The organism is Variovorax sp. E3 (genome assembly GCF_016082275.1).
GTDB lineage: Bacteria > Pseudomonadota > Gammaproteobacteria > Burkholderiales > Burkholderiaceae_C > Variovorax.
In genome coordinates this window covers 1-12,764 of record NZ_MOWM01000056.1, presented here as the reverse complement: position 1 = coordinate 12,764, position 12,764 = coordinate 1, and the positions used below count along the sequence as shown (strand labels likewise).

Below are 12,764 nucleotides of genomic sequence, written 5' to 3'. Positions count from 1 at the left end.
GTTCATTGGCAGACGTATGGAAATTGCTCGGCACCCGGCGCTCAAGGCTTCGCGCCTCTCAGTCCAGCGACACGTTCGCCTTGCGGATCACGTCGGTGAACCGCGTCGTCTCGTTCGCCACGAACTGGTCGAACTGCGGGCGCGTGGTCGGGAACGGCTCGTAGCCGAAACTCTTGAACTTCTCCAGCACGTCGGGTTCGGCCAGGCCCTTCTCGATGTCGCGCTTGATCTTCTCGGTGACCGACGGCGGCAGGCCCTTCGGCACGGCAATGGCGTTCCAGCCGATGACCTCGAAGCCCTTGGGCCCGCCCGATTCGCTGACGGTCGGCACGTCGGGGAACGCGGCCACGCGCTGCGGCGCGGCGGCCGCCAGGAAGCGCAGCTTGTTCGCGCGCTGCAGCGGGCCGGCGGTGGCGCTGCTGCCCAATGCAAAGGCCAGCTCGCCCGTGGCCACCGAGGTGTAGAGCTGCGTGGTCTCCTTGTAGACGATGTGCTCCATCTGCGTGCCGGTGGCCGACTCGAACAGCTCCGAGCCCAGGTGCACCGGGTTGCCGATCGACCACGAGCCGTAGTCGAGCTTGCCGGGGTTGGCCTTGGCGTCGCGATCAGGTCGCCGATGGTCTTGTACTTGCTGTTGGTGGCCACGGTGAAGAAGAAGTAGGTCTTGAACAGCGGCAGCAGCGCGTCGAAGTCCTTGGCCGTGTCGTAGGGCAGCTTCTTGAACAGCGCGGGGTACGCGGCCAGGTGCACGTTGTCGAGCACGATGATGTCGTGCCCGTCCTTGGCGCCGCGCTTGAACGCGTCGATGGCGATGAAGCCGTTGCCGCCCGGGCGGTTCTCGACCACCACGGGCTGGCCCCAGGCGCGCGAGAGTTTGTCGGCCACCAGGCGCGCCACGCCGTCAGGGCCACCGCCCACCGGGAACGGCGTGATGATGCGCACGGGCTTGGTGGGAAAGGCCGGCTGCTGCGCCGATGCGGCGGCGGGCAGCAGCGCCGCGGTGGCCAGCGCCAACGCGGCCAGGCCGGCGGTGCGGCGCGTGGTCTTCGTGTTCTTCATCCTCTGATCCTCTTCTTTCGATCCTCTTTGATTGAAAAAAAGCCATCGGGCCGCTCTGTGTGCGGCTTCCGATGGCTTGTTCGCTTGCTTCTTGTGGTTGTTATGTATTCGTTCCCGCCGATCCGGCGGTGGCGGCGGCGACGGTGGCGTCAGACGCGCTCGAGAATCACCGCGATGCCCTGGCCCACGCCGATGCACATGGTGCACAGCGCATAGCGGCCGCCGCCCTTGTGCAGCTGGTTCACGGCCGTGGTGGCCAGGCGCGCACCGCTGGCGCCCAGCGGGTGGCCCAGCGCAATGGCGCCGCCGTTGATGTTCACGCGGGCGTCGTCGTCCTTCAGGCCCAGCAGGCGCAGCACGGCCAGGCCTTGCGCGGCAAAGGCTTCGTTGAGCTCGATCACGTCGATCTGGTCGAGCGTGAGGCCGGTCAGCGCCAGCACCTTCTGCGTGGCCGGCGCGGGGCCGATGCCCATCACGCGCGGCGCGACGCCGGCGGTGGCCATGCCGACCACGCGGGCGCGCGGCGTGAGGCCGTGCTTCGCGGCGCTGGCTTCGTCGGCCAGCAGCAGTGCGCAGGCGCCGTCGTTCACGCCGCTGGCATTGCCTGCCGTCACGGTGCCGTCGGGGCGCACCACGCCCTTGAGCTTGGCCAGCGACTCGAGGCTGGTCTCGCGCGGATGCTCGTCCTTGTTGACGATGAGGCGTCGCCCTTTTTCTGCGGCACGCTCACGGGCACGATCTCGGCGTCGAAGAAGCCCGACTTCTGCGAGGCCACGGCACGCAGCTGCGAGTTCAGCGCCATCAGGTCTTGCGCCTCGCGCTCGATCTTGTAGTCGGTGGCCACGTTCTCGGCCGTCTCGGGCATGGAGTCGACGCCATACTGCGCCTTCATGAGCTTGTTGACGAAGCGCCAGCCGATGGTGGTGTCGTACACCGCGTTGTTGCGGCTGAAGGCGCTCTCGGCCTTGGGCATGACGAAGGGCGCGCGGCTCATGCTTTCCACGCCGCCGGCGATCATCAGGCCGGCTTCACCGGCGCGGATGGCGCGCGCGGCGGTGCCCACGGCGTCCAGGCCCGAACCGCACAGGCGGTTGATGGTGCCGCCGCCGATTTCGAGCGGCAGGCCCGCCAGCAGCGCCGACATGCGCGCGACGTTGCGGTTGTCTTCGCCGGCCTGGTTGGCGCAGCCGTAGAGCACGTCGCTCACGGCCTGCCAGTCGACGTTCTTGTTGCGTTCCATCAGCGCGCGCAGGGGCACGGCGCCCAGGTCGTCGGTGCGCACGCTGCTGAGCGAACCGCCGTAGCGGCCGAAGGGGGTGCGAACGGCGTCGCAGATGAAGGCTTGGTGGGTCATGGAACTGTCTCTCTTTGAATGCGGTGAATGCGTGAAAAAAGGGAATCAGGCGGCGATCGGCAGGCCGACCAGCGTCTCGAGTTCTTCGCGGCTCAGGCCGTCGACCAGGTCGATGAGCTTCAGCCCCTGCGGCGTGCACTCGAGCGTGGCGAGGTCGGAGTACACGCGCTTGACGCAGGCGATGCCGGTCAGCGGGTAGGTGCATTCCTTCACCAGCTTGCTCACGCCCTGCTTGGTCAGCAGGTCCATCATGACCCAGGTCTGCTTGGCGCCGATGGCGAGGTCCATGGCACCGCCGACGGCGGGAATGGCGTCTTTCTCGCCGGTGTGCCAGTTGGCCAGGTCGCCGGTGGCCGACACCTGGAACGCGCCGAGCACGCAGATGTCCAGGTGGCCGCCGCGCATCATCGCGAAGCTGTCGGCGTGGTGGAAGAACGCGCCGCCCGGCAGCAGCGTGACGGGCTGCTTGCCGGCGTTGATGAGGTCGTAGTCTTCCTCGCCGGCCTCGGGCGCGGGGCCCATGCCCAGGATGCCGTTCTCGCTTTGCAGGATGACTTCGCGGCCCTTGGGCAGGTGGTTGGCCACCAGCGTGGGCTGGCCGATGCCCAGGTTGACGACGGCGCCGTCGAAGATGTCCTGTGCCACTCGCGCTGCGAGCTGGTCCTTGGTGCGACGTGTGTAGCTCATGGTCATGCTGCCTTCTTGAAGCCACCGGCCTGCGTGGCCACGCGTTCGATGCGCACCACCTGGTGCACGAAGATGCCCGGGGTGACGATGGTCTCGGGGTCGAGGGTGCCGAGCTCGGCGATGTCGTGCACGGTGGCAATGGTCTTCTTCGCGGCCATGGCCATCACCGGGCCGAAGTTGCGCGCGGCCTTGCGGTACACCAGGTTGCCCCAGCGGTCGCCGCGCTCGGCCTTGATGAGCGCCACGTCGCCGTGAATGGGGTACTCCAGCACGTACTGCTTGCCGTCGATCTCGCGGGTCTCGCGGTTGCCCGCGAGCTGCGTGCCGTAGCCCGTGGGGCAGAAGAAGGCGCCGATGCCCGCGCCCGCCGCGCGGATGCGCTCGGCCAGGTTGCCCTGGGGCACCAGTTCCAGTTCGAGCTTGCCGCTGCGGTAGAGCCCGTCGAACACCTGGCTGTCGGCCTGGCGCGGGAAGCTGCAGATGATCTTGCGCACGCGGCCCGCCTTGAGCAGCGCCGCAAGGCCGGTCTCGCCGTTGCCTGCGTTGTTGTTGACGACGGTGAGGTCCTTGGCGCCCTGCTCGACGAGGCCGTCGATGAGTTCGCCGGGAATGCCGGCGGTGCCGAAGCCGCCGATGAGAACCGTGGCGCCGTCCTGGATGCCCGCCAGGGCATCGGCGACCGAGCGCGCGATCTTGTTGATCATGAAGCCTGTCTCCGGAAGTGAAGAAAGAAACCGAACGGTGTGAACGATCCGGTCGATTCTGCGAACCGCCGATTTGTTCGTCTAAAGAACTTTTGTTCGTATAATGAATTTTAAAGAGGATCGCTCACCATGCAACCCACAGCACACAACCCGTCACACCTGCGCCCGGCGACAGCTACGTGCAGTCTTTCGCGCGCGGCCTGCAGGTGATCCGCTCGTTCAGCGCGAGCGCGCCGCACCAGACGCTCAGCGAGGTGGCGGCCGGCAGCGGGCTCACGCGCGCGGGGGCCCGGCGCATCCTGCTCACGCTGCAGACGCTGGGCTACGTGGTGACCGACGGCAAGCTCTTCACGCTCACGCCGCGCATCCTCGACCTGGGCTTTGCGTACCTGTCGTCGATGCCGATCTGGAACCGCGCCGAGCCGGTGATGGAAGCGCTGGTGCAGCAGGTGCAGGAGTCGTGCTCGGCCGCCGTGCTGGACGCGACCGACATCGTCTACGTGCTGCGCGTGCCCACGCAGAAGATCATGCGCATCAGCCTGGGGGTGGGCTCGCGGCTGCCGGCATATTGCACGTCGCTGGGCCGGCTGCTGCTGGCCGACCTGGACGACGACGAGGTGCGCGCGCGGCTCGAGGCCTCCGACATCGAGGCGCTGACCAAGCACACCGTGACCGACATCGACGCGCTCATGGCCAAGGTGGCGCAGGCCCGCAGGCAGCAGTGGTGCCTGGTGAACCAGGAGCTGGAAGAAGGCCTGATCTCGGTGGCCGCGCCCATCGTCAACCGGCAGGGGCGCATGGTGGCCGCGCTGAACATCAGCGGCCAGGCCAACCGCACCAGCGCGAAGGTGATGCAGGAAACGATGCTGCCCGCGCTGGTGGAAGCGGCCAGGCGGGTGTCGCAGCTGCTCTGAGCCCGCGCGCCGCGCAGGGCCGGCCAGGGCCGGCCAGGGGCTCAGGCGTCCGAGTGGATGCCCTTCATGATGATCACGCCGCCCAGGCGCGTGGTGTCGGCGCGCATGCGCTTGGCCAGCGTGTCGGGCGAACCGGGCTGCGCCTGCCAGCCGGTCTTGAGCAAGGCCTCGCTCACCTCGGGCATCGCGAGCACTTCGACCAGCGCGGCATTGAGCTTGGCCACGGCGGCGGGCTTCATGCCGGCGGGCGCGGCCAGCGCGGTCCAGATCTCCAGGTCGGCGCCGCGCACATCGGCGTCGCGGATGGTCGGCAGGTCGGGCGCAGTGCGCTGCGCTCGGGCGAAGTCACGCCGATGGCCTTGAGCTTGCCCGACTTGATGTGCGGCTGCGCCAGGCCCGGCGGCAGCAGCGCCAGCTGGATCTCGTTGGCCAGCAGGCCCGCGATGACCTGCGGGTTGCCGGTGTAGGGCTTGTGCTGCGCGGTGATGGCCGCGCGGCTCTTGATGAGCTCCATGCCCAGGTGGCCCACGGTGCCCACGCCCGGCGTGCCGTACTTGCCGCCGCTGCCCAGGTTGCGCACCCACAGCAGCTGCTCGGCCGAGGTCTTGCCCGTGGCATTGCCCGACACCGCCAGCACCAGCGGCGCGGTGCCGATCAGGCCGACGGGCGCGAAGTCTTTCTCGGGGTCGAAAGGCAGCGACGGGTTGAGCAGCTTGGCAATCGTGAGGTTGCCGTTGATCAGCGCGCCGATGGTGTGGTCGTCGGTGGCCTTGGCCACCAGGTCGGCCACGATGTTGCCGCTGGCGCCGGGCTTGTTCTCGACGGTGACCGGCTGGCGCAGGATCTTCGACAGGGGTTCGGCGATGGCGCGGGTCGCGAGGTCGGGCGACGCACCGGCGGGGAAGCCCACCAGGATGCGGACGGGCTTGGTGGGCCAGGCGGCGTCGCCACCGGCGTTGCGCTGCTGCGCCCAGGAAGCTTCGCAAGCAGCGAGGCGGCGACAGCGGCCGCGCCGCCTTCGAGCAGGCGGCGTTTGGTGATCGTCACGGTAACTCCAGAGGGGGTGGGGATCAGGGAAAGCTCCAGGATGGAGCTTACACAACGTTACAGGATGGCGCTTCATTAGGCAAGCCCGACGGCACTGTGCGCAGGGGCTTTAGCATGGGGCGCGACGGCGCTTCGCCCCGTTGCCGCCGCCAACCAACGACAGGGAGAACTCTGGCCATGATCGAATTTTTCCGGACCAAGGAGCGCATCCGCTTTCTGCTCTACGTGGGCGCCATCGCGCTGCCGCTGCTGCTGATCAGCGCCTGGGTCGTGAGCAGCATGGAAGACGCGTCCGCCGCCAACGGCGAGCCCGACGGGCAAGGCGGCCTGCACTACCGCATCAAGGAAAAGAGCGGCGCCAAGACCCTGCCCGCGCCGCTGGCCTCGCTGCTCTCGGTGCCGCCGAACACCGCGATGACCGACGTGAACGTGAGCGCCGACGGCAACGCCCACGTGACCAGCGCCATGGTCAAGGCCTTCAGCACCGACGACTTCAAGACCGTCGCGGCCTTCCACCGGCCCACGCTGTCGCCCGTGACCTACGAGACGCCGACCCAGCTCTGGGGCGTGCGCAATGGCTACGAGATCAAGATCTCGCAGCAGCAGAGGATCTTCGACGACGACCCGTACAAGGACCGCACCAAGGTCGAGTACTACATCAGCCCCGCGCAGAAGCCTTAGAAGCAGCCGCGGGCCCGGGCAGCAGCTTGCGCTGCGTGGGAAACAGCGACCAGCCCCAGCGTTGCTGCGCGTAGCCCCACAGCCCCTGCTTGAAGAACAGCGTGACCACGATCGCCAGCAGCCCCAGGCCCAGCAGGTACCACGTGCCGTAGTCGCTCAGGAACTTGTTGAGCGCCCAGAAGATGAGCGCGCCCACCAGCGGCCCTTCGATGCGGCCGATGCCGCCGATCACCACCATGAAGATGGCGAAGGCCGTCCAGTTGACGCTGAAGGCCGCGTCGGGGCTGATGCGCAGGTTGCCCACGAAGTACAGCGCCCCCGCGAGCCCCGCGCCGAAGGCCGCGACCACGTACACCGCGAGCTTCATGCGCGCCACCGGCACGCCCTGCGATTCGGCCGCCACCTCGTTGTCGCGAATGGCCAGCAGCGCAAGGCCGCGCTTGCTGCGCAGGAACAGGTACACCAGCGCAATGGCCGCGACCACGCAGGCCAGTGCCATCCAGTAGGTGGTGCTCTCGCGCGTGGCCTTGTCGATGCCGCGCAGCGCCGTGAGCGTGGTGCCCGAGCCGCCGCCCACCGCCGACATGTTGGCAAAGCTCAGGCGGAACACCTCGGCGATCACCCAGGTGCCGATGGCGAAGTAGCCGCCCGACAGGCGAAAAGCCACGAAGGACACAGGTATCGCAACGAGCCCCGCGGCCAGCGCGCCCAGCGGTATCGCCACGAACGGATTGACGCCCGCGAAGTTGCCGAGCATCAGCATCACGTAGCCGCCGAAGCCGAAGAAGGCCTGCTGCCCGATGCTCACCATGCCGCCGTAGCCGGTGAGCAGGTTCCACATCATCGCGAAGATGAAGTAGCAGGCGATCTCGACGAATTCGCGCATCCAGCTCGAGTCGCCCCAGAACGGAAGGCTGGCTGCAATCAGCACGAGCGCGATGCCCATGAAGAGCGCGACGCGGCTCGCGGCGGTGGCGCGCTCGACGGCGATGAGGGGTGGGGGCATGTTCGTCATTCGCTTCATCCGCGCGTCTTGGGAAAGAGCCCCTGCGGCCGCAGCACCAGCACCAGCAGGAACACGATGTGCCCGGCCCAGATGCCCCAGCCCGGGTCGAGCCGGAAGCCGATCTGCTGCGTGATGCCCAGGATCATCGCGCCGGCCAGCGTGCCCCAGAACGAGCCCATGCCGCCGATGATCACGGCCTCGAACGCGAAGAGCAGCAGCAGCGGGCCGTCCGACGGGGACACGGTGGTGCGCATGCCCTGCAGCGCGCCCGCGATGGCGATCAGCACGAAGGCGATGGCGGTCGCGAAGGCGTAGACCTTCTTCGCGTTCAGCCCCATCAGCTCGGCGATCTCGCGGTCGTCCGACACGGCGCGAAACGACCGGCCCAGCGCCGTGCGCGCGAACAGCCACTGCAGCGCGCCCGTCGCCACGAGCGCGACGGCCAGCACGATCAGCGGCAGCACGCCCAGCGACATCGCATCGCCCAGCGCGATGCCCTGCGTGTTGAGCCCGCCGGTCTCGATGGCGCGCGGGTCGGCCGAGAACAGTTCGAGCAGCAGGTTCTGGATGACGATCGACAGGCCGAAGGTGACGACCAGCGACGGCAGCGGGTCCTTGCCGAGCGTACCGTTGAGCACATAGCGCTGCAGCGCATAGCCGAAGCCGAAGGCCACCGGCAGCACCGCGAGCGCCACCAGCCACGGCGCCACCGAATCGTTGCCCAGCGACACGCCCGCGATGACCGCGAACGCGCCGAGGATGATGAAGTCGCCCTGCGCCGTGTTGGTCAGCCGCATGACGCCAAACATCAGCGACTGGCCCAGCGCGAACAGCGTGTAGAGGCCGCCGAGCAGCACGCCTTGCACGAGGGTTTCAAGCATGGGCGGCCTCCGTGGCAATGCCGAAGTAGGCCTGCGAGATCTGCTCGCGCGTGAGCTCGTTCGAATCGCCTTCGAGCGACACGCGGCCTTCCTGGAAGCAGTAGATGCGCCGCGAGACCTGGCGCGCCATGGTCACGTCCTGCTCGACGATGACGACCGTCATGCCCTCGCCGGTGATGGTGGGCATGGCCGCGTAGATCTCGCGGATGACGATGGGCGCAAGGCCGAGCGAGAGCTCGTCGCACAGCAGTACGTCGGGGTTGCTCATGAGCGCGCGGCCCAGCGCCACCATCTGCTGCTGGCCGCCCGACAGCGAGGTGCCGGGCTGGTGGCGCTTCTCCGCGAGGATGGGGAACAGCGCATACAGCCGCTGCAGGTTCCACGGCCCCTTGCGCGCGGCGGTGGCGCCCATGCGCAGGTTCTCCTCGACGCTGAGGCTGGGGAACAGGCGCCGGCCCTCGGGGACCATGGCAAGGCCCTGGCGGACGATGTCGCCGGGCGGCAGGCCGCCGATGGGGCGGCCCTTGAAATGGATGGCGTCGCGCGGTGCGCGCACCAGGCCGGTGAGGCTCTTGAGGAAGGTCGACTTGCCCGCGCCGTTGGCGCCGATGATGGCGACGAGCTCGCCCTGCACCAGCGAGAAGTCGATGCCGAAGAGGGCCTGGGCGTCGCCGTAGAAGGCTTGCAGGGCGTGGGTGGAGAGCAGTGCGTTCATGGTCTTTGCTCCCTCCCCTTCCGGGGGAGGGTTGGGGTGGGGGCAAGCGGAGGTCGATGAGGCGCGGTAGGGGAGCAGGCGCCGTCGTGCCCCCATCCCAGCCTTCCCCCGGAGGGCGAAGGAGCCATGCAAGCGCCCGGCGCGCTCATGCCTCCATCCCCATATAAACCCGCCGCACCTCCGCATCGTTCATCACCCCCCGCGGCTCCCCTTCCGCCAGCCGCTGCCCGAAGTTGATGACAAACAACCGGTCCGCCAGCGACAGCAGCGCATGCACCACGTGCTCGATCCAGATCATCGTCACGCCCCGCGCCTTGATGCGCTTGAGTTCCGCCACGAGCACCGCCGCCTCGGGCTCCGTCAGCCCACCCGCGATCTCGTCGAGCAGCAGCAAACGCGGCCGCGTCGCCAACGCGCGCGCCAGCTCCAGCCGCTTGCGGTCGAGCAGCGTCAGCCCGCCCGCCGGCTTGTTCGCATGCGGCATCAGCCCGGTCTGCGACAGCACCTCGTGCGCCGTGTGCCACGCCTCGCGCTCCGTCTGCTGCCCGCCGAAGCAGGCGGCCGTCACGAGGTTCTCGAACACGCTCATGTTGCCGAAGGGCTGCGGTACCTGGTAGCTGCGGCCGATGCCCGCGTGGCAGCGCTGGTGCGGCTTGAGTCGCGTCACGTCGCGGCCCGCGTACTCGACGCGGCCCGCATCGACGCGCACGTCGCCCGAGATCAGGTTGAAGAGCGTGGTCTTCCCCGCGCCGTTCGGCCCGAGGATGCCCAGCGTCTCGCCCTCGGCCACCGACAGCGTGATGTCGTCCGTAACCTTGAGCGCGCCGTAAGACTTGCTCACGGCATGCAGTGCCAGCAGCGCCATGGCGTTCTTCTTCAGAGCAGCCGCAGCGTGCCGCCGGTGGGAATGTTCGTCGCGGCCTCGTTGTTCACGATGGTCAGCTCCACCTTGTACTTCTTGCCCTTGCCCCACTGGCCGAGCACCAGCGGCGTCTTGCTGACGTTCTTGAACGGGCCCTGGCCGCCCCACTTCACCGGGCCGACCACGGAGTTGATCGAGGTCGAGGCCACGGCGTCGCGCACGTCGCCCGCCTTCAGCGACTTCGCACGGCCGAACGCATTCGCGGCCACTTCGAACAGCGCATGCGCAAAGCCGATCGGCTGCGTCCACTGCTTCTTCGTGCCGGCTTCGTACGCATCGGCCAGCGCCTTCGCGCTCTGCTGCGTGAGGCTGGAGGTGAACGGGTGCGACGGGCTCCACCACACCTCGGTCGACAGGCCGTCGCCCAGGTCGCCCAGCGCCTCGATGGCGCCGGGGAACAGCAGCGCCTTGCCCAGCGTGATGACCTTCGGCTTGAAGCCCTGCTGCCGCGCCTGCGTGAGAAAGGTCTTGGCGTCGGGCGGGATCACCACGCCGGTGACGATCTCGACGCCCGCGCTCTTGAACGCCGCGATCTGCGCGCTGAAGTCCTGCGTGCCGTTCTGGAAGCGGCCCGGGTCTGTGAGCGTGAAGCCCATGGCCGCGAGCGGCTTCGGAAAGCCCAGCTCTTTGTCGCCCCATGCGTTGCCGTCGCCGTCGTTCGGGAACAGGCCGCCCACTTTCTTGTTGGTGTTCAGCGTCTTCCAGCCGTTGGTGAAATTGGCGATGACGTCTTCCAGGCCCCAGAACATGTGGTACGTCCAGTTGAAGCCCTTCGCCGGGTCGCCCTTGCGGCCGAAGAACCACGGCTGCCACGGCACCACGGTCGAGATGCAGGGCACCTCGTTGAGCTCGCAGGCATCGCTCACGGGGTTGGCGGTTTCGGGCGTGCCGGCGGTGAGCACCAGCGCGACCTTGTCCTTCAGGATCAGGTCGTTCGCGACTTCGCCCGCGCGGTTGGGGTTCGACTGGCTGTCTTTCAGCACGATCTGCACCGCGTACTTTTTTCCGCCGACGCTGATGCCGTCCTTGAAGGTCGTCTTCATCTGGTCGATGACCCACTTGTCGGCCTCGCCGAAGGGCGCGAGCGGGCCGGTCTGCGGCGACACGTAGCCGATCTTCAGCGTGTCGGCCGCGAACACCAGCGGTGCCGCGCCCGAAGCCACCAGCGCGGCCGTGGCCTGCGTGAACTGTCTGCGATTGAATGCCATGGTTGTCTCCGTCTCTTGTGTTCGTGTTGCCGCAAAAGGGGCCGGGGTCAGCGCGCGAAGTGCGGCGGTATCTGCGCGTCGACGTTCACCCACACGCTCTTGACCTGCGTGTATTCGCGCATCGCGTCGAAGCCCATCTCGCGGCCGTAGCCGCTCTGGCCCACGCCGCCGAAGGGCGAGCCGGGGTTCACGCGCTTGTAGCTGTTGATCCACACCATGCCGGCGTGCAGGTCGCGCGCGACCTTGTGGGCGCGCTGCAGGTCGCGGGTCCACAGGCCGCTGCCCAGGCCGTAGTCGGTGCCGTTGGCGATCTGCATCGCCTCTTCGTCATTCTTGAAAGTCAGCACGGTGACGAAGGGGCCGAAGACTTCCTCCTGTGCCACGCGGTCCTTGTACGACTTGGCGCGCATCACGGTGGGCTCGACGTAGCAGCCGTTGGCAAGATCGCCCCCCGGCGACTTGCCGCCCGCGAGCAGTTCGCCGCCCTCGCCCTGCGCGATTTCCACATAGCTCAGCACGCGTTCGCGATGCTGCGCACTCGTGAGCGGGCCCATCTCGGTGTTCTCGTCCAGCGGGTTGCCCAGGCGGATCGACCTGGCGAGCGGAATGAACTGCTCGAGGAACGCATCGGCGATCTTCTCGTGCAGCATCAGCCGCGAGCCCGCGATGCAGGCCTGCCCCTGGTTGTGGAAGATGGCCCACGCGCTGCCGTTGACGGCGGCCTGCAGGTTCGCGTCCTCGAACACGATGTTGGGGCCCTTGCCGCCCAGCTCGAGCTGCACCTTCTTCAGGTTGCCCGCGCTGGCCTGCACGATGCGCCGGCCCGTGGCGGTGCTGCCGGTGAAGGCGATCTTGGCGATCTCCGGGTGCTCGGCGATGTACTGGCCCGCCACGCTGCCCAGGCCCGGCAGCATGTTGACCACGCCGGGCGGCAGGCCCGCCTCGGCCATGAGCTCGGCGATGCGCAGCGAACTCAGCGGCGTGATCTCGGCGGGCTTCATGACGATGCAGTTGCCGGCCGCGAGCGCGGGCGCCATCTTCCAGCTGGTGAACATCAGCGGGAAGTTCCACGGCACCACCTGGCCGACGATGCCGACGGGCTCGCGCAGCGTGTAGTTCAAGAAGCCCTCTTCCACCGGAATGGTCTCGCCCTGGAACTTGTCGGCCATGCCGCCGAAGTAGCGAAAGCACGCGGCCGTGCGCGGCACGTCGAGCCGGCGCGAGTCGCGGATGGGGTGGCCGGTGTCCAGCGATTCGAGGCGTGCGAGCTCTTCGCCGTTGGCCTCGATGAGGTCGGCGAGTTTGAGCAGGATGCGGCCGCGGTCGGCGGCGGCCATGCGGGCCCATCTGGGGAACGCGCGCTTCGCGGCGGCCACGGCCTTGTCGACGTCGGCCTTGCCGGCGAGCGCGACGCGCGCGATGGGCGTGTTGTCGTGCGGGTTGAGCGTGGCGAGGGTCTCGCCGGACTCGGCGTCGACGAAGCGGCCGTCGATGAAGAGTTGGTGGCGGATGGAAGAAAAAGGCATGAGCGTTCCTCTCCCTCCCCCTTTGGGGGAGGGTTGGGGTGGGGGCATCTTCAAAGAGGG

At 68.1% G+C, this 12,764-nt stretch carries 10 protein-coding genes and 3 pseudogenes; 2 read left to right on the top strand and 11 right to left on the bottom strand.

The window, feature by feature from the left end:
* Positions 1–58: 58 nt before the first annotated feature.
* From BMG07_RS19910 to BMG07_RS19895, 4 genes and pseudogenes are all read right to left on the bottom strand, one after another.
* Positions 59–1,059: pseudogene (locus tag BMG07_RS19910) on the bottom strand (Bug family tripartite tricarboxylate transporter substrate binding protein).
* A 149-nt stretch (positions 1,060–1,208) separates the two neighbouring features.
* Positions 1,209–2,413 (bottom strand): annotated as a pseudogene (pcaF, locus tag BMG07_RS19905) (3-oxoadipyl-CoA thiolase).
* A gap of 45 nt (positions 2,414–2,458) precedes the next feature.
* A complete protein-coding gene (locus BMG07_RS19900) occupies positions 2,459–3,106 on the bottom strand; it encodes a 3-oxoacid CoA-transferase subunit B (RefSeq protein WP_269759194.1) in 648 nt (215 codons plus the stop codon).
* On the bottom strand, positions 3,103–3,804 hold the full coding sequence (locus BMG07_RS19895) for a 3-oxoacid CoA-transferase subunit A (protein ID WP_198086006.1): 702 nt from the start codon (positions 3,802–3,804) through the stop codon (positions 3,103–3,105). The genes BMG07_RS19900 and BMG07_RS19895 overlap by 4 nt, the downstream gene beginning before the upstream one ends.
* A gap of 179 nt (positions 3,805–3,983) precedes the next feature.
* On the opposite strand from BMG07_RS19895, the gene BMG07_RS19890 reads away from it, so the two are divergent.
* On the top strand, positions 3,984–4,718 hold the full coding sequence (locus BMG07_RS19890) for an IclR family transcriptional regulator C-terminal domain-containing protein (protein ID WP_307867023.1): 735 nt from the start codon (positions 3,984–3,986) through the stop codon (positions 4,716–4,718).
* A gap of 41 nt (positions 4,719–4,759) precedes the next feature.
* On the opposite strand, the pseudogene BMG07_RS19885 reads toward BMG07_RS19890, so the two are convergent.
* Positions 4,760–5,765: pseudogene (locus tag BMG07_RS19885) on the bottom strand (Bug family tripartite tricarboxylate transporter substrate binding protein).
* 177 nt (positions 5,766–5,942) lie between these two features.
* Between BMG07_RS19885 and BMG07_RS19880 the strand changes: the two are divergent.
* Positions 5,943–6,446 (top strand): hypothetical protein, encoded by a 504-nt coding sequence (locus BMG07_RS19880; RefSeq protein ID WP_198086005.1) that lies wholly within the window; start codon positions 5,943–5,945, stop codon positions 6,444–6,446.
* Here the strand turns inward: BMG07_RS19880 and BMG07_RS19875 are convergent.
* The 6 genes from BMG07_RS19875 to BMG07_RS19850 all read right to left on the bottom strand — a co-directional run bounded on the left by BMG07_RS19875 (position 6,424) and on the right by BMG07_RS19850 (position 12,689).
* On the bottom strand, positions 6,424–7,452 hold the full coding sequence (locus tag BMG07_RS19875) for a branched-chain amino acid ABC transporter permease (protein WP_269759193.1): 1,029 nt from the start codon (positions 7,450–7,452) through the stop codon (positions 6,424–6,426). The two genes, BMG07_RS19880 and BMG07_RS19875, sit on opposite strands and share 23 nt — an antisense overlap.
* Positions 7,453–7,466: 14 nt before the next feature.
* Positions 7,467–8,333 carry a branched-chain amino acid ABC transporter permease gene (locus BMG07_RS19870; RefSeq protein ID WP_198086003.1) on the bottom strand — a complete coding sequence of 289 codons (867 nt, stop codon included), beginning with the start codon at positions 8,331–8,333 and terminating at the stop codon, positions 7,467–7,469.
* A complete protein-coding gene (locus BMG07_RS19865) occupies positions 8,326–9,048 on the bottom strand; it encodes an ABC transporter ATP-binding protein (RefSeq protein WP_198086002.1) in 723 nt (240 codons plus the stop codon). The genes BMG07_RS19870 and BMG07_RS19865 overlap by 8 nt, the downstream gene beginning before the upstream one ends.
* Before the next feature lie 145 nt (positions 9,049–9,193).
* Positions 9,194–9,913, bottom strand: coding sequence for an ABC transporter ATP-binding protein (locus BMG07_RS19860; protein ID WP_198086001.1), 720 nt, complete (start codon positions 9,911–9,913; stop codon positions 9,194–9,196).
* An 11-nt stretch (positions 9,914–9,924) separates the two neighbouring features.
* A complete protein-coding gene (locus tag BMG07_RS19855) occupies positions 9,925–11,178 on the bottom strand; it encodes an ABC transporter substrate-binding protein (protein ID WP_198086000.1) in 1,254 nt (417 codons plus the stop codon).
* Positions 11,179–11,225: 47 nt separating this feature from the next.
* On the bottom strand, positions 11,226–12,689 hold the full coding sequence (locus BMG07_RS19850; protein WP_198086033.1) for an aldehyde dehydrogenase family protein: 1,464 nt from the start codon (positions 12,687–12,689) through the stop codon (positions 11,226–11,228).
* Positions 12,690–12,764 lie beyond the last annotated feature (75 nt).